Origin of the sequence: Endozoicomonas gorgoniicola, from assembly GCF_025562715.2 — a bacterium.
Lineage (GTDB): Bacteria > Pseudomonadota > Gammaproteobacteria > Pseudomonadales > Endozoicomonadaceae > Endozoicomonas_A > Endozoicomonas_A gorgoniicola.
Genome location: NZ_JAPFCC010000001.1, coordinates 1,445,393 through 1,468,794 on the forward strand (window position 1 = coordinate 1,445,393; position 23,402 = coordinate 1,468,794).

At 48.3% G+C, this 23,402-nt stretch carries 19 protein-coding genes, 1 other RNA gene and 1 pseudogene; 14 read left to right on the plus strand and 7 right to left on the minus strand.

Features of this window, described 5'->3' with window-relative positions:
* The first annotated feature begins 17 nt into the window (after window positions 1-17).
* Complete coding sequence (locus tag NX722_RS06640; protein WP_262567296.1) at window positions 18-1,451, plus strand: AAA family ATPase; 1,434 nt, start codon at window positions 18-20, stop codon at window positions 1,449-1,451.
* A gap of 347 nt (window positions 1,452-1,798) precedes the next feature.
* Here the strand turns inward: NX722_RS06640 and NX722_RS06645 are convergent, their stop codons facing one another.
* From NX722_RS06645 to NX722_RS06660, 4 genes are all read right to left on the minus strand, one after another.
* Entirely contained in the window at window positions 1,799-2,137 is a 339-nt protein-coding gene (locus NX722_RS06645) for a hypothetical protein (RefSeq protein ID WP_262567297.1), read from the minus strand.
* A 205-nt stretch (window positions 2,138-2,342) separates the two neighbouring features.
* The gene (locus NX722_RS06650; protein WP_262567298.1) at window positions 2,343-3,374 is read right to left on the minus strand and encodes a metal-dependent hydrolase; all 1,032 of its coding nucleotides are present in this window, start codon (window positions 3,372-3,374) and stop codon (window positions 2,343-2,345) included.
* A 148-nt stretch (window positions 3,375-3,522) separates the two neighbouring features.
* Window positions 3,523-3,789, minus strand: a complete 267-nt coding sequence (locus NX722_RS06655) for a hypothetical protein (protein ID WP_262567299.1) — start codon at window positions 3,787-3,789, stop codon at window positions 3,523-3,525.
* Window positions 3,790-3,900: 111 nt separating this feature from the next.
* Complete coding sequence (locus NX722_RS06660) at window positions 3,901-6,309, minus strand: ATP-dependent helicase (protein WP_262567300.1); 2,409 nt, start codon at window positions 6,307-6,309, stop codon at window positions 3,901-3,903.
* Window positions 6,310-6,608: 299 nt separating this feature from the next.
* Between NX722_RS06660 and NX722_RS06665 the strand changes: the two genes are divergently transcribed.
* The 3 genes from NX722_RS06665 (at window position 6,609) to NX722_RS06675 (ending at window position 9,028) form a co-directional block, all read left to right on the plus strand.
* Window positions 6,609-7,157 carry a hypothetical protein gene (locus tag NX722_RS06665; protein WP_262567301.1) on the plus strand — a complete coding sequence of 183 codons (549 nt, stop codon included), beginning with the start codon at window positions 6,609-6,611 and terminating at the stop codon, window positions 7,155-7,157.
* A 45-nt stretch (window positions 7,158-7,202) separates the two neighbouring features.
* Window positions 7,203-7,631, plus strand: a complete 429-nt coding sequence (locus tag NX722_RS06670; protein WP_262567302.1) for a DUF2007 domain-containing protein — start codon at window positions 7,203-7,205, stop codon at window positions 7,629-7,631.
* 146 nt (window positions 7,632-7,777) lie between these two features.
* Window positions 7,778-9,028 carry a NupC/NupG family nucleoside CNT transporter gene (locus NX722_RS06675; RefSeq protein WP_262567303.1) on the plus strand — a complete coding sequence of 417 codons (1,251 nt, stop codon included), beginning with the start codon at window positions 7,778-7,780 and terminating at the stop codon, window positions 9,026-9,028.
* A gap of 297 nt (window positions 9,029-9,325) precedes the next feature.
* Here the strand turns inward: NX722_RS06675 and NX722_RS06680 are convergent, their stop codons facing one another.
* Together NX722_RS06680 and NX722_RS06685 are read right to left on the minus strand one after the other, a co-directional pair.
* A complete protein-coding gene (locus tag NX722_RS06680) occupies window positions 9,326-10,705 on the minus strand; it encodes a hypothetical protein (RefSeq protein ID WP_262567304.1) in 1,380 nt (459 codons plus the stop codon).
* A gap of 357 nt (window positions 10,706-11,062) precedes the next feature.
* Window positions 11,063-11,740: an NUDIX hydrolase gene (locus tag NX722_RS06685; RefSeq protein WP_262567305.1), complete on the minus strand. Its 678-nt coding sequence runs from the start codon at window positions 11,738-11,740 to the stop codon at window positions 11,063-11,065.
* Between the two features lie 133 nt (window positions 11,741-11,873).
* Between NX722_RS06685 and NX722_RS06690 the strand changes: the two genes are divergently transcribed.
* From NX722_RS06690 to NX722_RS06720, 7 genes are all read left to right on the plus strand, one after another.
* The gene (locus NX722_RS06690) at window positions 11,874-12,542 is read left to right on the plus strand and encodes an isochorismatase family protein (RefSeq protein WP_262567306.1); all 669 of its coding nucleotides are present in this window, start codon (window positions 11,874-11,876) and stop codon (window positions 12,540-12,542) included.
* 5 nt (window positions 12,543-12,547) lie between these two features.
* On the plus strand, window positions 12,548-13,759 hold the full coding sequence (gene pncB / locus NX722_RS06695; RefSeq protein ID WP_262567307.1) for a nicotinate phosphoribosyltransferase: 1,212 nt from the start codon (window positions 12,548-12,550) through the stop codon (window positions 13,757-13,759).
* A gap of 155 nt (window positions 13,760-13,914) precedes the next feature.
* Window positions 13,915-14,011, plus strand: an RNA gene (gene ffs / locus NX722_RS06700) — signal recognition particle sRNA small type.
* Between the two features lie 221 nt (window positions 14,012-14,232).
* Entirely contained in the window at window positions 14,233-16,380 is a 2,148-nt protein-coding gene (gene dnaX / locus NX722_RS06705) for a DNA polymerase III subunit gamma/tau (protein WP_262567308.1), read from the plus strand.
* A 60-nt stretch (window positions 16,381-16,440) separates the two neighbouring features.
* Window positions 16,441-16,767 (plus strand): YbaB/EbfC family nucleoid-associated protein, encoded by a 327-nt coding sequence (locus NX722_RS06710; RefSeq protein ID WP_262567309.1) that lies wholly within the window; start codon window positions 16,441-16,443, stop codon window positions 16,765-16,767.
* Window positions 16,768-16,785: 18 nt separating this feature from the next.
* Window positions 16,786-17,385, plus strand: coding sequence for a recombination mediator RecR (gene recR / locus NX722_RS06715; protein WP_262567310.1), 600 nt, complete (start codon window positions 16,786-16,788; stop codon window positions 17,383-17,385).
* 284 nt (window positions 17,386-17,669) lie between these two features.
* Window positions 17,670-19,043 (plus strand): hypothetical protein, encoded by a 1,374-nt coding sequence (locus NX722_RS06720; protein ID WP_262567311.1) that lies wholly within the window; start codon window positions 17,670-17,672, stop codon window positions 19,041-19,043.
* Here the strand turns inward: NX722_RS06720 and NX722_RS06725 are convergent.
* Window positions 18,976-20,037 (minus strand): hypothetical protein, encoded by a 1,062-nt coding sequence (locus NX722_RS06725; protein ID WP_262567312.1) that lies wholly within the window; start codon window positions 20,035-20,037, stop codon window positions 18,976-18,978. The genes NX722_RS06720 and NX722_RS06725 overlap by 68 nt on opposite strands.
* A gap of 553 nt (window positions 20,038-20,590) precedes the next feature.
* Here NX722_RS06725 and NX722_RS06730 point away from each other — a divergent pair.
* From NX722_RS06730 to NX722_RS06740, 3 genes and pseudogenes are all read left to right on the plus strand, one after another.
* Window positions 20,591-21,448 (plus strand): DUF6625 family protein, encoded by an 858-nt coding sequence (locus tag NX722_RS06730; protein ID WP_262567313.1) that lies wholly within the window; start codon window positions 20,591-20,593, stop codon window positions 21,446-21,448.
* A 163-nt stretch (window positions 21,449-21,611) separates the two neighbouring features.
* Window positions 21,612-21,836: pseudogene (locus NX722_RS06735) on the plus strand (transposase); the annotation flags it as partial.
* A gap of 209 nt (window positions 21,837-22,045) precedes the next feature.
* A complete protein-coding gene (locus tag NX722_RS06740) occupies window positions 22,046-23,395 on the plus strand; it encodes a GntP family permease (protein ID WP_262567314.1) in 1,350 nt (449 codons plus the stop codon).
* The last annotated feature ends 7 nt before the right edge of the window (window positions 23,396-23,402 follow it).

Sequence of the window (23,402 nt, forward strand, 5' to 3'; positions counted from 1 at the left end):
CAAACAGGTGCATCAAAATGGACTGCTTTGTGGGCAGGATAGAAGAAATTGAGACATTGCTGCACTCATTCAATGCCCATAAAGGAACATTGAATGTGGTCAAAGGTCGCCGCCGTATCGGTAAAAGCACTTTGATTAAGGAGTTGCCAGCTCGTGACTCCAGGGTGACTCTGTGCTACCTGACATCCTCTCCCCCCAAAAAGACGGTGACTGATGAGCAAGAAAGAGCCGCTTACGCTGAACAGGTAAAACGAGAGTTCAATCTACCCTACAACCCGCCGTCTGAGTCATGGGCTGCGCTTATCTATTTTGTAGTCAGTCAGTGCAATCGCTCTCATACCATACTGGCTATTGATGAAGTTAACTGGTTAGCCCGAAAGTCTCCGACACCGATTGAGCATGTTCTGTGGGAAGTATGGGAACGTGAGTGCGCCCATAAGGCCAATTTTATGATGATTCTATCCGGTTCGCTGGCTTCATGGATGGAGAAAAACATCATAGCGAGTGAAGGCTTTGTCGGGCGTATCTCTGTCAATATGGTATTGCGTGAGTTACCACTGAATAACGTGCGTGAATTGTTTGGCTCAACGCACAAAAAGCTTCCAAACCGTGACATCATAAAGCTGCTTTGCGCCTTTGGCGGAGTCCCGCTATACCTCAATCACATTGACCCAAACCTTACGGCTGAGGATAACTTATTGAAGCTTGCCTATAAGAGTAATGGCGCTTTTAATAATGAGTTTAATCAGATGTTTAACGAATTATTTTCTAATGAAAATAAGACGTATCGCGCCATATTGGAAGCTGTCGGTACCAGTGCGTCTGCTTTGACGGCAAGAGAGGTGGCTGAAAAGATTGAAAAACACTACACAGGACGTGTAAACCAGGCATTGTCAGACTTATGTGAAGTAGGCTTTCTTAAACAAGAGCATGCATGGAATACCAGAACGACAAAACCCGGAAGAGCTGCAAAATTCAAAATTGCTGATAACTATACAGCGTTTTTCTTTCGCTCGATCTCAAAGCAGAATGAAATAGCGAAAAGAACCGGGCGGGAAACTGTTCCAGATAATCTGGCCGGTATTTTAGGGCTACAGTTTGAGAACCTGGTTTACAACAATGCCTACTACCTTTTGGAGAAGTTAAACATCACAGACCCTGTATTTGTCGGAGGCTACTTCCAGACTCAAACCCAGCGTCAGAAAGGCTGTCAGATCGACCTGCTGATTCAGACCAGGCACCGACTGTATGTTTGTGAGTGCAAGATGCTGGCTGGAAAAGTTCAGAAAACTATCATTCAGGAAGTTAAACAAAAAGTGGCAAGGTTAGCTCGTGATAAGACTATGACGGTATGTCCTGTTCTGATCCATGCGAACGGTGTAGTGGACTCCGTTGTTAAGGAAAATTATTTCAACCACATCATCGATATGTCAGACGCTCTCCGACCCTGATGCCTGTTTTATTTTGCTCAAGGGTATAAATATGTTTTATTTCGTGCGGTTAAGCTAATAACTTTGATTGCTATTATTGATAGTTCTGAAGAAAAAGCCCGCTATTAGGGAAGTAGCAGATAAAAATATCCCATCGTCATCCCCGCGAAGGCGGGGATCCACTACCGTGGTAGATTCCCGCCTTCGCGGGAATGACGGAGGCGCTGGTATGTTATTGAGTGCCACTTCCCTTAGCAGGCTTTTGTCGTTTTCAGGAATAGCTTTGTGTGGAACACCCGGCAAAAGAGTACTTATGCTTTGCCGGGTGATCAGGTTGGAGAGATAAAAGGCGAGCATGAAAGCGGATTCTAGCTGTCTTCCGGCTCTGACTCTTCTTCTGTTTCTGTGGCGTCTTCTTCTTCAGATTCTGTTTCTGCAGCTTCCTCTGTTGACTCACCTTCCTGTGAAGATTTCATTTCAGCTTCGATGACAGGAAATATTTCTTTATCCAGAAAAATTTCCAGGTCTTTCATGATGACTTCTTTAATAGAATCTATATCAAGAGCGGCATCGTCCTCCTCAATGCTTCCGGCAGACACTATCTGAACGAGTTCTCTGACAATGCCTGTTAAATCTGAAGATAACTTATCTTTTAGCTTTGGAAGAATTAAGCCCAGTTGGATCTTGAATGCAATATCTTCTGACACGGTTTAAAATTCCCACGCTGGTTTATCAGGACTCTAAATATAGCAGTGAGAGAATGAAGGGGGCCGGAGTATTGGTCAGCAGGCGTACAAAATCGCTGGCTCAAACCGGACGCTTTGAGCTGCTGGAAAATAATACACTGGCAAGGCTGTGTCTCTGAAATAGCGAAATGCCCCATGATGGTTATGGGGCATGTGATTCCGGATCTTATGGTGAATGTGACGTACACAGCCTGCAGTTGCCCAGCAGGGGATCAATATTCTGGTTGCCGGCGAGTCTGTCGATCATCTTGTTCAAATCGGTTTGCACTGTAATTCCCCCAATCCTCTCCGGAGTGTGGACTACCCACTGATGGTCGCTGTTTCTTTCGGCAAACTGGAATTGAAAGGCCAGATTGCCGGGCATACCTAATCGCAAGTCTGAAACAATGAGTTTATTGTCCTCAACCCGGTAACGGAGAAAGCCATGAGTGAACGCCTGAAAGTCTTTCAGGCGTTCGGGTATTTCTGCTAAAGGCCAGTGGCCCCGCTGTTGTGGGATAAAGCGAACTTCCCTTTTATTGTCGAGCAGTGATGCCGAACCTTCCCAGTAGGTGTCACCGTCCAGTACCACGATGCGCCAGAGTATTGTGTTTAAGGGGGCTGGCGTTATAAAGAGTTTGTCTTGTGGAATGCCAAGGGCTGTAAGGCTTTCAATGGCGCGTTGTTCTATGATCTGTTTTGCAATCAGGCTCCAGCCCAGATAGGCGGTTGATACGATCAGTGCTATTGAGCAGAGCCGCGCTGCCTGTCTGTGTTTTATCAGACTGAAACCAATGGCGATCAGCAGGGGCAGGGTGTAAAGCGGATCAATAATAAATATGCTGGATAAGGAATAATACCCGGGAATGGGCCATGTCAGCTGGGTGCCGTAGCTGGTGAAATAATCGAGTAATGGATGAGTAATAAGGACTGTGGCAATCAGCATCCACAGGCGTGTAAAAGTCCAGCCCGGTAATGGTTTGAACTTGTTAATCAACCAGGACAGTAGTAAGGAGAAAGGGAGCAGAGTTAACAGTGAGTGCGAGAAGCCACGGTGTTTGATCATGTTACTGACGTCATCACCGTAGCTGATAACAACATCCAGATCGGGCAGGGTACCCAGAAGAGCGCCAGCCAGCAATACTTTGCCATTGCATCGTTTGCCTGCTATGGCTCCGGCAACCGCTGCCCCAAGGGCTGCCTGTGTAATTGAATCCACAGAATACCTCTTACGTTGGTTATGTTGGGAAAGAGTAGCTTATTCAGGCTCTTGATAACCATATTTACGATGGGTTCAGATGGTATTGGCGGCTGATGCATGGCTTACTTTGCCAGAACGGGTGACAAAGTGAGCCATACAGGGCGGGTTACTCCTCTGCCCAGGGGAGTTCAGGCAGGGTATCGAGGTATTGGCCGTAACGGTTTTCATCAAAGCTCATGCCGTCTTCAACCACATGGGTCATCTCCTGTCCCAGTGCGCAGGCGATGTACTCCAGTGCTTCCTGTTCTGAAAAGCCGGTCATGCGCAGACGCATCATGGTTTCTTTTACTTTTATCGGGTTGCCTTCATTCAGTTGATTGCGAGCAACGTCGATCAGCATGTCACCGGTGAAAAGGGTTTGATTATCAGTCATGTTCATTACTGCTTGAATAGATTCAGCGAGTATAACAATTCAGAGTGATAAATGATTCATTGCGCTGTGCGCTGTGCGCTGTCCGCTGCTGGCTGCTGGTTGTGGGGCTGTTCAGACTCTTTCGAATAAGTGCCTGACCTGTTCAGTTCGTGCAAATCGTTTTACGCCATGCTGACTGTCGAACAGAATCACAAAGTTGCTGTCATTCACTTCAATCACTCTGCCGACTCCAAAAATGCTGTGTCGAATCCTTGCGTCAGGTTGCCAGGGTTCATTGTCTGAGATCATGCCTGTCTGGTTCAGGGAAGACAGTACCGCCTGTCTGGCAGGATGAGACCGGGCTTTGTGGTAAGACTGCTTTTTTTGTTGACTCAGAATGTCTTTACGAGACGGTATTCTGGCAATGGTTTCTGCCAGCTCTGGACGTACCGCTTCCAGATAAAGGCGGCTTTGTCGGGTCAGCCCGGCCTGTTCCATGGCTTTTATCAGAGAGGCGTTATCGTTTTCATGCAGATGTCGACTGAAGGTCTGAGCCGCAGGTAGCGCCATCTCTGCCAGAAAACGACTGGGGGTGACTTTTTTATCCTGCGCCCAGTTTGACGACAGAGTATTAGTATCACCCGGGCAGGTGAACAGGTGTAATGTCTTTCTGGCTCTGGTCATGGCAACGTACAGCAGTCGTCGTTCAGCCTCAAGGTCGTTGGCTGCTGGTCCGGCAAGCTCGTCTTCACGGACAAAGGGCCAGTACTTGCCGGTCAGCCCCGGAATAAAGACGACAGGCCACTCCAGTCCTTTGGCCCGGTGGCTGGAACTGAGGGTAATCAGCTGATTGTCTGAACGACTGCGGGATCGTTCCCGGTTTTTCTGTTTCAACGCAACAATATGTTGATAGCACTCGGATGGAGACGCATTAAACTGCCTGATATAGGCAAGCAGCCCGTCAATCGCCAGCAGTTGTTCTTCTGTACGCTGGTCATTAAGGCTCATGGATTGCAGGCTTTCGCGTAATTCTGTCTGAATAATGTAGTTGTTCAGCAGTCTGGCTGTTGTTTCACTGTCGCCACTTTTTTCCAGATAGCTCCAGACTTTTCCGCGAATAGCCAGTTTCTTGCGCTGATAGTCCGAAATGCCGGTGATCCGCTCCGAATAAAGGGACAGTGCTTTACCATAACCGTCTTCAAGTCTTTTCAGGTTGTCGACCAGTTGTTCTGTAAGGTGGGTTTTCAGTCCGATATGGGGCAGGGTCAATAATCGCTGCAGACGCTTCTGTCGCTGATCAATGCTCATAAATTGGAACTGTCCGCTGTTTAGCTCCAGTGCTGCCATTAATGCGTCGATCTCGGGGCGCTCAAACAGTGAAGGACCGTCGTGGCGGTACGGTATTCCCCGTTCGAGCAGGCTCAGTTCGATGGGAACCGCCTGCGCCCAGACTCTGACCAGTATCGCCAGGGCTTCCGGCGCAGGTTGTTGCAGGTGACTGATCAGCGCTTTAATAAGGCTGCCGGTTTCATCCTGGCTCTGTGTCACTTCAATGTTTGAGGGGGCGTTATCATGATGGGCCTGACAGATAACGTTTTTACGGGCTCGGTTTCTGGCGATCAGATGGCTGGCCGCCATGGCAATGCTGTGACCATAGCGGAAGGTGTGAGGCAGGGTCAGCTGCTCAACGTCTGCCTGCTGCCCAAAGTCGTTTTCAAAATGGCGAAGGATATTGTTAATGTTCGCTCCGGCGAACTCGTAGATAGTCTGATCAGGATCACCCACAGCGACCACCCGGGCTCTGTCTCCGGCAATGATCTGGGTAAAGCGGTGCTGCAGGGTTGAGGTGTCCTGATACTCATCGACAATAATGTAGTCCATCTTGTTAGTAACACGCGGCAGAATGTCCGGGTGTTGTTCAATCAGACAGACAGGGTCGTACAGCATGTCGGTGAAGGTGATGCGGCGATGCTGATGTCGCCACTGCTCAAACGCGTAGAATATCTGCTGAAAAAAACGGAATTCGTCAGGGTAGTCGTTATCCCTGAAGTATTGTTCTGGTGTCGTCAGAAAGGCTTTGACCGAATCAATAAACTGGATAACGCTTTCGATGTATTTTGCGGTATCGCTCTTCAGGCGGTCTTTCATACTGCCGGGGGCAAACTGGAATATCAGGTCCTTGATCAGCAGCTCGGTCTCTTTGTCTCCCATCGGCTGGCGTTCGCAGGGTGTTCTGAGCCCCCAGTTTTCGAGGGATCTTAAAAGGCGCAGGCCGGTTGAGTGGTAGGTTCTTACTTCGGGTAAGAGTGTTTCGGCTGGCAGTGACTGTCTGATCAGTTTGTTCAGTTTGTCGCTGAAATCCAGCTGGGCCGATTTGTTGAACATCATTACCATCATTCGCCGCGCATCTGCGCCGGATGTCAGCAGATTTTTAATCAGATGTGCCAGAGTGGTGGTTTTGCCAGAGCCTGCAACGGCGATGCACAGGGCGTGACCATTCTGGTGGCTGGCAACCGTATGCTGATGAGACGTCAGTTCCATAGAGAGTGATAACGATTGAAAGAGAGACTGGGGTAAAAAAGTAAAAACTGAATAGCCTGCTTATCGTAACAGAATCTTAATGCCAGCGTTACAGTATCGTCTGGCAATTAATAAAAATGAAACGCAATAAAAATAAATTAAAAATACTTTTTTGCTATAAAAAGCAACTTGCTACGACAATTCTTCTCCGAAGCAGTTGGAATGTCATAGTATTAGTTTTATTGACTGAGATTGCCTGATACTGCATGTCACGCTCAGTGGCATCAGTTAAAAGCAGTACGGAGCAGGGAGGCTCAGAAATGAAACAGCACCACTACCTGTTAGAAGACCTCAGGGCGGCAGAAAATGCCGTTATTACGCTGGAGAATGCCGGCATCCCCCCCAGGCAGATTCATGTTTTCCATAATGACCATCTGGCCATGCAGAAGCGCAATATGAATGATGCCAGCTTTATCAGTGAGCTGGATATTCTTCATGCGGGTGAGCGTGGCTTGCTGATAGGTATGTTTGCTGCCGGGCTGGTGGCCTTTATAGTCTGGGAGCTGATGGCTGGTCATGAAATAGTGACGATGGTCAGTGTTTTTGCTGGTCTCGTAGCGATGGGTTTTTGTACCTGGCTGGGCGGGATGATCGGTGCCAGTAGTGATAACTATCGGATTCAGCCCTATCACGACCATATCGCAAAGGGGGGGAGTGTCATTATTGTTGATGTCAATCTGGGTAAAGAGTTGTTTGTTCTGGATACAATGGCCACCATTCATCCTGAAGCCCTGCACAAGGGGTTGAGCTCCTCAATTGATAATCCTGTGGCTGGTTCGCTCTTCCTGCGAAAGCGTGCAGAGTGGTGATCGGAACTGTTAGACTCGCATCCTGTAATCGAAGAGGTTTACCTGGTGCTTGTGACCATTTCCCGATATTCATTTCCCTATGAAGCCTGGCTGGCAAGAGGTTTGCTCGACAGTCAGGATATACCTGCGTTTGTTTTTGATGAGCATCTGATCACAATGAACTGGCTTTACTCCAATGCTATTGGAGGTGTTCGGTTGCTGGTGCCAGAAGTTTGTGCGGACAGTGCGAAAGAGTTGCTGGCGTTGGAGAGTGCTGTAGAGGACGGTGAGGAGTATTACCGTTGCCAGCAGTGTGGAAGCTGCGATACAGAAATACAGTTGTCTGGTAAACGCCGGGCCTTTCTGGTGTTTATGTTGATACAGTTTCCACTGTTTCCAGTCAGGGAGTTTTACTATTGTCGGACATGCGGTTGTAAAAGCGATCCGGTGTCGCGCATTCCCGGTTGTTATCCTGTTCCACCATTGCAGGACTGATTCTGGTTGTTTGCCGCCTGTTTTGCTGAACGTTCAAACTTATTGAACGAGCTGTCAGATCATTCGGAAAGTACTTTCTGTTCAATTTTGTTCTTCTGAGTATAATGCGCAGCCAGTTTCTGGCTTCCTTCAAGGTGTTTTTCCCCATGCAAGTTCTTATGAGCCTGGTTGGTATGGTCGCGATACTCGGTATTGCGTACCTGCTTTCCGATAACCGTAAAGCGATTAACCTTCGTACCGTTGGTGGTGCCTTTGCCATACAGGCGCTTCTGGGTGCTTTCGTACTCTATATCCCAATTGGTCAGACTGTCCTGTCTGGCATGACGAGTGGCGTACAGAAAGTATTGAACTATGCCAGCGATGGTATTGGTTTTGTATTTGGTGATCTGGCGAACTTCAAAGTTGGCTTTATCTTTGCCATAAACGTTCTGCCGGTGATTATCTTTGTGGCAGCTCTGGTGGCGGTTCTTTACCACCTGGGTATTATGCAGAAGGTGATTGGTGTTATCGGCGGTGGTTTGCAGAAACTGTTGGGCACTAGTCGTACAGAATCCCTGTCCGCAGCAGCCAATATCTTTGTAGGTCAAACAGAAGCACCGTTGCTGATTCGTCCTTATATTGCCAAAATGACTCAGTCTGAACTGTTTGCCGTTATGGTCGGTGGTCTGGCTTCTGTTGCCGGTGCGGTTATGGCGGGTATTGCCAGCATGGGGGTAGACCTCCAGTACCTGATTGCAGCCAGTTTTATGGCGGCACCGGGTGGTTTGCTGATGGCGAAAATCATCAAGCCTGAAACCGAAGTGCCTCATGATTCCGCTGAAGCACTGGAAGAGACCGATGAAGAAAAGCCTGCCAACGTGTTTGATGCAGCTGCAGGCGGTGCAGCTTCTGGTCTGAAACTGGCAGCGGTGATTGGTGCTATGCTGCTGGCTTTCATCTCTCTGATCTCCATGGCTAACGGCATCATGGGCTGGGTTGGTGGCTTTGTTGGCCAGCCGGACCTGAGCGTTGAAATGATTCTGGGTTACCTCTTCTCACCACTGGCGTTCATTATTGGTGTACCCTGGTCTGAAGCTTTGGATGCAGGTTCTTTCCTGGGTCAGAAAATCGTTCTGAACGAGTTTGTAGCGTTTTCTAACTTTGCTACTTACGTCGATCCTGAAGCAGCTCTGGCAGCCGGTGTTCGAGTGTTCTCTGAGCATACTCAGGCGGTCATGACTTTTGCGCTGTGTGGTTTTGCCAACCTGTCTTCTATCGCTATTCTGCTGGGTGGTCTGGGTTCCATGGCACCAGACCGTCGTGGCGACATTGCCCGGTTTGGTTTGAAGGCTGTAGCAGCGGGTACGTTGTCTAACCTGATGAGTGCTACAATTGCAGGGCTCTTTATCGCCCTGTAACCAGAGGTTGACTCTGTATCAAAAAAGGCCGCTTTATGCGGCTTTTTTTGTTTGCCCGGCGAAGCGGGCAAACCCGTCAGGCTGAAAGAAGCCATAGGAAGTCAGAGGTACACAGCGCAAGCGAACCTGATTCGGCAGGTTGGGAGCGGCAAATGCGTTTGATCAGGAAATGATGCGACGCAAACACAGGATTGTCCGCTCTGGTAACAGACAGATTCTGTTGCAAGACCTTTTCTTGCCTTGCAACAGTCTTCATCAAAAGAAAGATTAATGTTCAGGATTTTCAGTTTTTCCTGTTTAAAAAGCAGTCTCTAATAGTCCAGAGTCTTCTGTTTTATCAGGGTTAGTAAAGTCACTTTCTTCACTGTTCCCAGAATTCTCTAAAAGATTAGAGCTTTCTTCATCGCCAAAACCAGGTAGGCTTTCTACTATGTTATCTAAAAGTCCAGAGCGTCTGCGAACCTCCTCAGGGCGTTGTAGGCTTTCTGCTATGTTATCAAAAAAGGCAATAACCGCGTTCAAGTCATCTTCATCTGCTGTGTCATGCTCATTTGTTTCTGTGTGAGTTGCCGGGACTTCGGGTTCGGATTCAAGTTTCGCTTCGGGTTCGTCTTCGGCTTCGTCTTCAGAGGCAGTCTCAGAGATCATTGGTAATAGAGCTATGGAACCTTTTGGCATGGAGCTCATTAAAGCTACCGTAGTTCCTGAAGCTTGTCCCACTATTTTATTTGTAAGGTGTTGTCTCTCACTTGTTTCTGGTTTTTTCTGTAGGTCGTCCTGACTGTTATCGGAGTTTTTTTCTTCATTCTGTTTTTTTTGTATTTCCTGACCTTTTTTTATAACTCTATTCATATTTTGATATTCATCATAAAAATGTTCAAAATTTATGCATTTAGTTAGGCAGGCTGCTAACGTACAGAGTCCGGTGATGATGATGCCCCCTCCCAGTAAGGCAATTGTTTTTTTTGAATGAACCATATCCCTTACTTCATTGCCTAACTTTGTTATCTGCTCTTTTAGTTCACCAGACTCTTTTGTAAAGCGCTCTATAATTTTTTTTATCTTGTCAGGCAATGATAAATTGCTATTGGATAAATGGTTCGTAATGCTTATTAAGGTTCCATTAGGTAGACTTGTTTTCCATGTTGAAGAGCCTGAGGGCTGAATGGATTTGGTGAATGTCATCTGAAAATTAGTACTTTGAGCATTAAACCCGGATTTGTAGAGATGACTGCTTGCAGGCATGACCCCTTTTGTCTTAGTGACGGAAATAATCGACCTGGTTGACCCGGATGTCATCAGGTAGAGGGTTTTAGACAATATAGGGCTGCTCACCGACTTTAGCCTTTTCAGGTGCAGTGTTGGGGTTGTGGCAATGTTTGTATAAGACTGTAGTTGAATGCTTTTCTCTCCTTTATCAGGTTCTTTTTGTGTGGTGTAAGCATAATGGTTGTCACCAATAACCAATGAACCTGAAGCGGGAGTATACGATGCAGTTATTGTTGCGCTTATCATTGAACTCGCCGGAGATTGAATGGCAGGCGCAGAGTATGACCAGTCAGCTAGTGAACAAAGCGTTGCACTGGTAATAGCAATGACCAGAGGCTTTTTAAATGAATGTGATAATTTATTTATTATTTTTTTTGAAGTGCTGCTTTCGTAACATAAGGCTTTCATAAATAAATCCAAATTCAGATAGCTTGATAAGTTGAGAATTGCTTTATCTTTTTGGCTCTTAATGGCTTCCGAACTGTTGAATTTTCAGAGTTTTTGATATGCCCTGTTGCACAGGCCTCGTGAAAAACTGCTACACACAGTGAGGCAAAGTTCGTGCCGGTCAGGACACGCTCTGGTATGGATTAAGCAACAGTTTGGAACCCCATAAGAACCGATATTTTTTATTTTTAGGAAAGCAAATAAACAGCAATGCAAAGATAGTTTAAACCGATCGTTTTGCTAGTTTTGTTTGCATGTTTTTAGTGCGGTCTGAACCGGTTCAGATGTTTTAAAGGTTTACGGTCTGAGTGTCGTTTTTCAACGAGTAGATATATACAGTCGGTCAAACAGCCAGGCTTCTGAATCCTGGTTGACTTTATACAGGGCGGCAGGCCGGTTGCTGCCCCTTTTCAGTCTTCCCGTATCAATCAGTAAGTCGCCCTGCAGGAAGCGGTTACGAATAGATCGCATAGGGGGAGCCTTGTCCAGCACAGCTGAGAAAACGCCGTGAATGTCTGACAGTGTAAAATGCTCTGGCAGTAGATAAACGGGCAGTGATGAATATTGAATTTTGCTTTTCAATCGATCAAGGGCCTGTTGGACAAGGCGACTATGATCGTAAGCCAGTTGTCCTTTGAGGGCTTCTGCGTCGGATGGCAACCATTGTGCAGAGGGAGCAAGTTGTTCACTGTCGCTGCTGTCAATCAGGGCATAGTACACAATGGTCAGGGACCAGCCTCTTGAATCCCGCTGGCTGTCACCCAGGGTGACAACTTGCTCAATATAGCCGGGCTTTTTGTTTGTCAGAAGTTCAAGCTGGCGATAAGCCGTGTCATCAAGGCTCTGGTCTCTGACCGGGTCGATTTTGCCTGCGGGCAGCATCCATTCAGGCTTGTTACCGTCTGCTTGTATACGCCGGGCGAGTACATTCAGCCTGCCTTTGACAAGTCGGAAAGCCACTATGTCGACTGAAATAAGTGCCGTGTTCAGGCTCATATAAACTCCGTTGATATCAGCAAGTTAATCTTCATATACCTGAGTGTTGCCAGTCATTGTCGGCTTGACAGGATAGTGAACCTAATTCACTATGTTAGTGAACTATATTCATTTTGTCACCCTGAGGTTATCCATGGTTGAAATTGACGCATCTGACATCATTGCCGCCTTCGACGTGGATGCCCAGAACTGCTTTACCCCGCTGTGTCCTGATGAATTGCCAGTGCCAGGTGGGAATACCATTACCGATGCGCTGAATGCACAGGCAGAGCTGGCACACTGGCGGGTTGGGTCGAAAGATGCGCATCCAGTGTCTGCCATCTGGGTAGCCAGTAACGAGAACCCTCAGCTGACGCCTTTAAGCAATCATGCCAACTCAGACACGTACTGGAATCTTCATGCGGTACCGGGTACCTATGGTTTTGAGTTGCTGGAGGGGTTGCCTGCAGTCACGGATTATGATTTTTTTGTCTGGAAAGGTATTGAGCCCGACCTTCACCCTTATGGCGCCTGCTATCACGATCTGGCCGATACCCGAAGTACCGGTGTGATTGAATTTCTGCGTGACCGCAATACCCGTACTGTTCTTGTGGGAGGTCTGGCGCTGGATTTCTGCGTAAAAGTGACGGTTCTCCAACTGCTGCAGGCACAATTCAGGGTGATTGTTAACCTGTCTGCAACCCGAAGTCTCTCCGAAGCGACAGAGCAGCAGGCGATAACGCAGATGCGTGAGGCGGGTGCAGAGTTTATTAATAGTCTGGACGAGCTTGTTTTTCGCTCGCAGCAATTGATGGAAGCCTGAATTTGATGATTGATTGCACAGCCGGTGCTACCAGGCCGGAGCCTGTAAAACCAATAATTACCTCGCTGCTGGATACTGACCTCTACAAGTACACCATGCAGCAGGTGATGTTCAGTTGTTACCCGAATGCCACGGGTAAGATGAGTTTCCGTTGTCGTTCGGGACGGCTTGATCTGGATTTGAAAGAGCTACGTACCCAGATTGATTCACTGGCTGAACTGTCACTGACCGAAGAGGAATTGCTCTGGTTAGGTGAGCTGCCCTTTATAACGCCTGAGTTTGTTAGCTGGCTGCGACGGTTTCGGCTTGACCCGAAAACGGTTCATATTGCTGAGTCCGGCGGACATGTGGATATTACTGTTACCGGCAACTGGGCAGAGATTACGCATTTTGAAATCTTTATTCTGGCTATTGTGAGTGAGCTTCACTGCCGTCGTCATTTTCGTGGTAAACCTGAGCGTTCAGGGGAGCTGCGACTGCAGACGAAGATTCAACAGTTTAAAGCTGACCTGGGCGATCAGGCTGATTTTAATCTGGTGGATTTTGGTACCCGGCGCCGTTTCTCCGGTCAGTGGCATGAGCATGTTGTCAGAACCCTGCAGAAGGCGCTGCCCTCGGCATTTGCGGGTACCAGTAATCTGCACCTTGCCCGAACCCTTGGTCTCAAGCCTTTTGGTACCATGGCTCATGAATGGCTGCAGGCGCATCAGGCGCTGGGGGACAGTTTGTCTGATTTTCAACAGGATGCCCTGTTCACCTGGCTGGATTATTACGGTGGTCAGCTGGGGGTTGCCCTGACCGATACCATCAGCATGAAGGCATTCCTGCAGGACTTTGACCACAGCCTTGCCACCGCTTATGCCGGTATCCGGCATGATTCCGGTGATCCTGTTACATGGGGCGAGCAGGCGCTGGCGCACTATGCCAGCCTGGGTATTGATGCCCGTGACAAGACACTTGTGTTCAGTGACAAGCTGGATTTTGATACGGCAGTGATGCTTTACCGGCATTTTTCAGGTCGGGTGAAAGTCAGCTTTGGTATTGGTACCTACCTGACTAACGATATGGGTCAGCCTGCGCCGAATATTGTTCTCAAGCTGGTGGAGCTGAATGGTCAGCCTGTCGCCAAATTGTCTGACAGTCCGGGCAAAGTCATGTGTGAGGATAATGAGTTTATTGCCAGACTCAGGGCTTCTTTCCTCAGAAAATCAGCATAAGATTATGAAAAATCAGCAGTTTCAATAAAAATAGTTATAACTGATGGTTGACGGGCAGGGGTTAAATGTGGAGAATGCGCAGCATCAAGACGACGGGGCGATTCGCTGAAACGGCAAATCGCAAATCGATCCGTAGCTTGCATTATGGTGGATCCTGTCGGTCCCCCCGCAATGATCAGCTGTGAACTCCGCCAGGCCCGGAAGGGAGCAACGGTAGCAGTGACATCATGTGCCGGGGTGTGGCTGGCAGGGTTTGCCTCCAATCTCGACCTCCAATCTCGAGTTGACCCTCTCTCTGCCTGTCAGGCGCTTTGATTCACGTTAAACTATTTTTTATTGATGCGGTCCGATGGCTGATGCTTCTGTGCATGCATTTACCCTGAATGTTGATCAGTGACTGATAGTGCATTCTTATGGCATCTTCGTTAGCATAGGTTTCACACATTTCTATTACTGGGTATTGACGCTTTTCAATGAGCTATCAGGTTCTTGCTCGCAAGTGGCGACCTCGTTCTTTCAAGGAGCTGGTTGGGCAGACGCATGTTCTGCAGGCTCTGGTGAATGCACTGGATCAGGATCGCCTGCACCACGCTTATCTGTTTACCGGTACCCGAGGGGTAGGTAAAACCACCATTGCCCGAATTCTGGCAAAATGTCTCAACTGTGACGAAGGGGTGAGTTCGACGCCCTGCGGACAGTGCGCCGCCTGTTGTGAAATTGATGACGGACGTTTCGTTGACCTGATTGAGGTGGATGCGGCATCCCGCACCAAGGTGGAAGACACCCGGGAGCTTCTCGATAACGTTCAATATGCCCCGACTCACGGACGCTACAAGGTGTACCTGATTGACGAGGTACACATGCTGTCGGCGCACAGCTTTAATGCGCTGCTGAAAACTCTGGAAGAGCCGCCTCCCCATGTGAAGTTTTTGCTGGCCACCACGGACCCACAGAAGCTGCCCATCACGATTTTGTCCCGTTGTTTGCAGTTCGGCCTGAAGAACATGACGCCGGAGCGCATTGTCGGGCATCTGGAAAATGTTCTCGGCAGTGAACATATCCCCTATGAAACCTCGGCACTCTGGCAGCTGGCGCGTGCGGCTGATGGCAGTATGCGGGATTCCCTGAGTCTGACGGATCAGGCCATTGCCTTTGGTAATGGACGGGTTTCTGAAGGTGAAGTCAGCTCGATGCTGGGTACCATTGACCAGGGGCAGGTCATGAAGATGGTCCGGGCGTTGTCGACTGCAGATGCCGGAAGTGTCCTGAAAGCGGTTGCTGATCTGGCGGAGCATGCGCCGGATTATATGGCGGTACTGAATGATATGCTGTCGGTACTGCACCGGGTGGCTATTGCCCAGGCGGTTCCTGACGCGGTGGATAACAGTCAGGGTGATCGTGAACAGGTGTTACAACTGGCGGGCAATATGCGGGCAGAAGATGTCCAGCTGTACTACCAGATTGGCCTGGTGGGTAAGCGTGACCTGCCGTTAGCGCCAGAGCCAAGAAGCGGCTTTGAGATGGCGCTGCTGCGTATGCTGGCTTTCCGTCCTGAGCCGGTGCGGATTGAATCCGGCGCTGCTAAACGCTCTTCTGTTGATGTCGGCAGCCCAGTTTCTGAGTCCTCTGAAGCGGCGGAACCCGAGCCTGCGCCTGCTTCTGAATCAATAGCTACAGAATCAATAGCTGCAGAAGCAACGGTTGCTGAGCCCATTGCACAAGAGTCTGCTGTTGACGCTGTTGATCCTGTGCAACCTGCAACGGTACCATCGGTTCTGCCGCAGCGGGAAGCTACCCCTACCGCAGAGCCTGTGCCGCCGACCCCGGCCGTGGCAGTGAACCCTCTGCCAGAGGATTTTTCACCTTCGCCCGCTCCGGCGGTCGTTGAGCCGGTTGTGCCAGCAACATCGCAGCCTGTTCCGGAGGTGGGGCAGGAGCCACCTTTTTCTGGGCAGCCGGACTATTTGCAGGAGGTGCCGCCGCTTGATGATGATCAGGCGGGAGACCCGGGTTTTCAGGCTGACTATGTGCCTGCTGTCACATCTGGTGCAGAGCCGGATGACCGGGAAGATGACGATGTGCCTCCGCCGATGTCAACCTATGAAAGTTATGCGGCCAGCATGGATTTGCAGAATCTGTCCATGCCTGAGCCTGCGGCTGTGCCGCAGGTGGTCGATGAGGCTCCGGTACTGCCTGATCCTTCCGAGCGGGTGTGTCTGACCGATCTGGATGCCCTGAGCTGGATTCCGGTTTATCGCAGTCTGCCGCTGGGTGGTGTTACCCGGACGATTGGATCCCATTGTGAATACGTTGCACACAGCAGTGGTCGTATAGACCTGCGTCTGGATGAAGGGCGCAGTACGCTCTACAACGATACCCATCGTGAACGTATTGAAAAGGCACTGTCAGACTATTTTCAGCAACCGGTGCGTCTGCAGGTAGAGGTGGGCGTTGTACAGACTGAAACACCGGCAGCCTGGCGTGAACGAAAAATTGGCGAGCGTTTGCAGCAGGCCCGCGACAGTATATACAGTGATGCCAATGTGCAGTCACTGGTTGATCAATTCACAGCTGTTGTTCTGGACGACAGCGTTCAGCCCGTAGGTAATGTCATAAAGTAGCGGTTGGTAGCTATGACGGGCGATTGTATTTAATCACACGAACCTGAATAAGGAGTCACTATGTTCAAGGGTGGTATGGGCAATCTGATGAAGCAGGCCCAGAAAATGCAGGAAGATATGCAGCGGGTTCAGGAAGAACTGGCCAATGCTGAAGTTCAGGGTGAATCCGGTGCCGGTATGGTAAAGGTCACTATGACAGGACGCCACGATGTTAAGCGTGTCGAAATTGATCCGAGCCTGATGGAAGAAGACAAGGAAATGCTGGAAGACCTGCTGGCGGCGGCAGTAAACGACGCTGTTCGTAAGGTTGAGAGCAATAACAAGGAAAAAATGTCCGGCCTGACAGCAGGCATGAATCTGCCTGATGGCTTCAAGATGCCATTCTAATCGAGAGACAGGTCATTTATGTTCAGTCCTCTTATCAGGGAATTGATGGAAAGCCTGCGCTGTCTGCCCGGGGTTGGTCCCCGTTCTTCCCAGCGGATGGCCCTGCATCTGCTGGAGCGGGACAGGGAAGGCGCCCTGCGGCTGGCCAGGGCCTTGCAGGAAGCTGCTGAAGGTGTTGGTCGCTGTCGTGACTGCCGAACCCTCTGTGAAGATCATCTGTGTGAAATCTGCACTCATGCGGGACGGGAGTCGACAACGCTTTGTGTGGTTGAAAACCCTTCTGATGTCATGGCTTTCGAGCAGGCAGGTGGTTACCGGGGGCGGTACTTCGTGCTGATGGGGCACTTGTCGCCTATTGACGGCATAGGTCCGGATGATATTGGAGTGACTGACCTGATGCAGCTGGTGGAAAAGAATCAGGTAACCGAAGTGATTCTTGCGACAAACCCTACTGTGGAAGGTGAGGCTACGGCTCATTATATTGCTGAACAGCTGAAGCGCAGAGACGTCGAGGCTACCCGTATTGCTCACGGCGTACCACTGGGTGGAGAGCTGGAGTATGTTGATGGTGGCACTCTGGCACATGCGCTGGCAGGTCGCCGTAAGTTGCTGACCTGAGTGGCCGTCTGAAAGGTGATGGCTTTCACTGGTACTCGTGAAAGCCATCACGCCTTTAAAAAATGCTTTCCCAATCCTTTCGTTGCCAATCAAAATCTCGGCGTCTGCAATCTCCTCAAGTGGAATAATATCTCCGGCTTTCAGTTCAAGCATGAGCAGTTTGAGGACTACTTCTGAAAGAAGCTGGTAAAAATGAACGGTTGAGCTAGCTTTACCAGCTTCTCTTTTTACAGGCGGCAGAGGTGACATTGGATAGCTTTGCAGGGTTCAGGCGCAGCGGTTGTGTGGCTTTGTTTTTATGGGTTATTGGTGTCGGGCTGATTATTCCCTGTGCCTGCGCTGACCTTATTGCCACGGTAAGAGAGGATGGCTTGTCACTGTTTCGGTCGTTAAGCCGGCTGGATGTCGGGCTGGGGGATGCCAGCCAGTTATACGAAAGTTTGTTGCGCTCCGCCGGGAACCTGAATGGATCGTTATATATGCATCAATGGCTGAATACTGACGTGGTCGGTAGCCATGCTGATGCCATCCGTAGCCGATTGCTTGCGGGTGGTTCTTTGAGTGGCCCCGACGCGTTTGGTATTCCTGAAGTGGTTTTTTTCTCGCTTAGCCGGTGGCGGCCGGTTCTGGTGATTCGGCTGAATCGTGCTGGTGAGGTCAGTCGTCGCAGTTTTCTGGTGAATCGGTTTGGCGTGTTTCCTATCCATTCCCTGCAAGGTTCAGGCTATCCTGTGCCGACAATGCAGCTGCTTGAGTTTGAAGGCGTGTGGTATCCGATTCTTGCCGGGACTCAGGATCATGGATTTAGCAATATTGATAACTATCTGACGGTGCTGTGTACCCGAATCGAACAACAGTTTGGCAGGGTCTGGGAGTCGCTGGATAGTGAACTGTACGGTCTTATCCGCTGGAGTCGTCGTCTCAGGTTTGCTTTGGCCTCACTTCCCCGGTTTGCCTCTTCGCCGTCTTCGCAGCAGCAGGCTACCATTGGTCGGTGGGTCGACAATTTCCGGTCGGTTGTGAGGAGTATGCAAAACATTGGCTCTGTTGATCCTTTTCTTGAGCTGGTGCAGGGGGCAGGTGTGCCTGACAGGGTGCTTTCGCAAAATCTGTCGCTTGATAATTATGACTTTTTTGGCCGGGTGCTGGCAGGTCAGGCTGATGGCTTTGAAACCTTTAGCAGTCATTCTGAACTGACAATCAGTCAGATGCTGGTTATGCATATGGGGACAACCCAGAACCAGAGGAGTGATTCCGGTCAGGGGTATTCGGAACCGTCAGCCCGGGGTGTGCCGATTGTGTTCAATGGAGAATCGGTCATTATTGACTTTGACGGTACCAGTTATCTGCACCAGCTGTTGCTGGTGCTTCATATGCGATGCCAGCTGCTCCAGTTTACCCGACAGGCTGTGCTTACCTTTCTGACCGGAATGGATGCAGAGCTTCGGCAAGGGTTTATCCAGGAGCAAAGGGTATTAATCGACAGTGTTCATGCCCTGATCCATGCTCTGGGCAAGATTGGCTTTCCCCAGTACTGGGGGAGCAACTATTACAGGACTGTCCTGCTTATGAGTGGTGATGTTGTGTTGTTTAATAGTGATCAGTACGCGCCCCTTTCGGGCTGGAAAGACCAGCCTTCTGGTCAGAAAGGTTCTTAACATTTTGCTCGTTTAAGAACCGGGCGTAATCTTTGCGTGTTTTGTTCTTTCTGTGTTCGGTTGCTTGTTTTTTCTGTGTTTCACTGTTGTCTTTTGCCTGGTTGATGCTTTGCTCCAGTGCGCTGTCGGCGGGAGCGTTATCTTCCAGAAATTGGGAAACCATTACGTTGGCCGGGATCATGCGTCCGAGCTTTGTAAGGTAGTTTTCGAGACTCTCTGTTAATTCCTGTACGAGTTCATGATGGACTTCTCTTTCTGTTTTTCCAGTTTGGTCGATCTGGTTATAAGTGGACGGGCTGTAATGGGTCACGTAAAACTTGGCTACCGCAAAGAGGGGGTTGTAGGTGTATTTTTTTGTCAAGTCGTTCAGTTTTCTTTTTGTGTCATTCATAACTGTATTGCGCAAGTTTTCCAGACATCTTTTGTTGTCATCATCAAGTTGTTCAACCCCGCAGGTGTTAAGGCTTTCGTGCAGTCGCTGAATCTGGGGGTAGTCGCAGGGTGTCGGGTCTCTTAAAAGAAAATCGCTACACAATACCGTTGCCAGCTTTTTTTCAATGTTATGAATCAGTGACGTGTCAACCTGCTTGTCCTTTGCCCAGAGGGTAAGCAGCATAAGATCTTCCGGATCAGAAAAACTATTCAGGCAATCCTGGCAGGCTTTAGCGACTCCGTGATGTGGAATGGTGTCGTCTAATCCCAGCTCGGCAATGCGATGTTCTGCTGTAGCAAATTCCTGTCTGGTTATGGATTCACCACCGTCATGCGCTTTACAACTGTCGGCGAACCTGACTGTGCCGGTGCGGCTGGTCAGTCTTTTAGCAGGCGGAGTTTCCAGTGTGCCGGAAGCCAGTGCGTCAGAGGCACTGCGCTTCAGATTGATTTCGGGTGTGTGCGTGGTGGTGCCGGAGCCGGATGCCTCCTGCCATTCGGGGCTTGTAGCCGCTGTGAGTCCCTGTGGGGTATTTGAAGAGTGTCCTGAGCAACCCTGCATGATCTGATCCTTTCTTTAGGTTTTGTTTGATTCTCAGACCCATGTTTAAAGGCAGGGTTCCCTTTTTGTTGGTGTGGCTGACGGGGTTGTTATGGGAAAGGCTGTTATGCAGTATTTTCTAATCCCAAAATATTCGTTGCGTTTCCCCTTGTTCTTTACGCAACATTTATTGCAACGGCATTCTCCGGAATAAAATAGGCCAGTTCCATCAACAGGCATCAGGTAACAGTCTTTTAAATCTCCACACTTGAACTCAAACGCCTTGAGAAGTTTATTTCGCTGAACCAAAGAGAAAAGTTTTTTGAATGGCTTGCGGAACTCCTCTGGCGCTATTGGATCAAGAATCTCTCTCATATGGGTATCACAAGGTACTTTTCCGTCTTTCACGTGATACATGGTTTCAAGATTATGGCGAATAACAGGATCGCCCTGACCTGACCCCAATTTTACTTTGACCCCAATTTTACTTGCAAAAAATACTCAGCAGATGCAACATTACTAAGCTTCAAGCAAGCAATTCAGACTGTGGCTAAATAGTAGAGTTCATTATATTATGACAAGTGTTGGAATTATCATACCTTATTTTGGAAAATGGCCATTCTGGTTCAATTTGTTTCTAAAATCCTGCGAGCCAAACAAAAACTTCAACTGGATTTTTTACACTGACTGTGGAGTGCCTAAGTGGTATCCGGAGAATGTTACTTTTATTGAAATAACCTTTAATGAATATAAAAAGAAAGTATCTGAATCATTAAATATTAACTTTAATCCTGAAAGAGCATATAAAATTTGTGATCTAAGACCTGCATTTGGGCACATTCATAAAAAAGATATAGAGGAATATGATTTTTATGGATATGGAGATATTGATGTCATTTATGGTGATTTAAATATATTCTTCACAGAAGAAAAATTTAAAAAATTTAATATATTATCATCACACTACAGAAGACTATGTGGTCATTTGTGCTTATTTAAAAATACTGAAGAAGTCAGGAGTATTTATCTACAAATAAAAAATTGGAAAACACAAATGGAGGATAAGCAGCATTTTTCCGTGGATGAAAAAGCTTTTAGCGATCTATTTGTACATCATAAAAATCTACCACCTTTCATACGTAAATTTACAAACAAATTCTATAAACTAGCAAAAACCGTTTCATTTGAAGAAGCATATAGCACACCTAATGCAAAACTGCCTTGGCACGATGGTACTAAAGTCTACCCTGAAGTGTGGCACTATAACAAAGGTCACCTGACTAACTCAAAAGATGGGGCAAGAGAATTCGCATATTTACACTTTATGTCCTGGAAGCAAAATAACTGGGATAAGCTGGAAAATATAGTATCAAACATTAACCCGCTACTTTCTGATAGTTGGCATATAAGTAGTTCGGGATTTCACAAATAACACCTGATGCTGTCATTGGAATTGATAACTAGTGCAGCTAAGCGCTAAAAACCATGCATGAAAAACCTTCGTCATCCCTGCGAAGGCGGGGATCCACTGTTCGTGGTGGATTCCCACCTTCGTGGGAATGACGGAATTACGGAAGTTATTTTGGGACTATGCCTTAAAGCGAACCAGCAGCCTTGATGAGTTGTTACCCTGGCTCTACTTGAAAGGGATCTCCACAGGGGATTTTCAGGAAGCCCTACAGAGTCTTCTGGGTAGTCAGGCTGAGAATCTGTCACCAGGCATCATAAGTCGTTTAAAGACCCGTTGGATTGAAGAGTACAAACAGTGGAACCAGCGAAGGCTGGAAAACAAGCACTACGTGTATGTCTGGACTGACGGCGAAGATGGTGTTCGAGTAGGAAATGACTCTGATCAGGAGGCCGCCTGATCATGCTCTCAAACTCTCAAACACTAGATTTGACTATATCTCGTTTTTTGATCTTACTTGCAGAAAGCCGGTTCACAGAGTATTAACTTCAGAACTGAACAGAGCCTGACCCAATAGCGCAAGCTTGCTTTGCCAGACACGATAAAACAAAGGAGTACATAATGTATCTTGTACTTATCCTAATGGCCGTTGTTGCTTTCGTGGTGATTGCAACCTCGCGCCTCAAACTCCATCCCTTTATAACGTTATTGTTAGCTGCTTTCATAACAGCCCTGGCTGCAGGCATGCCGCCAGGTGAAATTGCACCAACCATTAGTAGTGGTTTTGGTGGCATATTGGGATCCATTGGTATTGTCATTATTTTGGGTACATTGATCGGCACAATTCTTGAGAAAACAGGTGCAACCATAACCATGGCTGATACTTTTATCAGCATGCTTGGTAAAAAGTACCCCAAGCTGACCATGTCAATTATTGGTTACATTGTTTCCGTGCCTGTTTTTTGTGATTCAGGTTACGTTATTTTGAACTCTCTCAAGCGCTCTCTTGGCCAGCGTCTAAATGTGTCTGCCGTTGGCATGAGCGTTGCACTTGCTACAGGGCTTTATGCGACACACATTTTTGTACCTCCTACACCAGGGCCAATTGCCGCAGCAGGAAACCTGGGGCTGATGAATAATCTGGGTTTGGTTATTGGATTGGGTAGTATCGTTGCTGCATTTACTGCCATGGCTGGTTTATTATGGGCTAGCAGGGCAACAACAACGCTGACATGCGAAGAGGATTCGGAAGAAGTAGTCAGTTATGCGGAACTTAAAGCTCAATATGGTGAACTACCATCTCCAACCAGAGCTTTTGCGCCAATTCTGGTTCCAATTCTTTTGATCTGCCTGGCTTCAGTGACTAATTATCCGAGCCACCCTTTTGGTGACGGGACTGCTTTACAGGTTGTTTTGCAGTTCCTCGGCTCACCGCTCAATGCCCTAATGATAGGCCTTGGTTTGGCTGTGAGCTTAATTCGCGGAGAGAAAAGGGTTAGCCAATTCACTGACTTGATCAGCAGTGGAATTCTTGCCTGTGCCCCCATTTTGTTAATAACGGGTGCTGGTGGTGCGTTTGGCCGCGTATTGTCCTCAACTGATATTGGTACATTCCTTGGTGAAGCCCTATCCGGCCTCGGCATCGGAATATTCATGCCGTTTATTGTGGCTGCTGCTCTGAAAACCGCTCAGGGATCTTCAACTGTCGCTTTGGTAACAACATCGGTGTTGGTGGCTCCTATGCTCGGAGATATTGGTCTGGCCAGCGAGATGGGAAGAGTACTTACTGTGTTAGCCATTGGTGCGGGGGCTATGACAGTGTCTCATGCCAATGACAGCTTCTTCTGGGTTGTGTCTCAGTTCAGCAAGATGAGTGTTGGAACTGCCTATCAGGCACAGACTATAGCTACTTTAGTTCAGGGGCTGACGGGGATTGCCGTCGTTTATATCATGAGTCTGGTATTGCTCTAAAGCATTG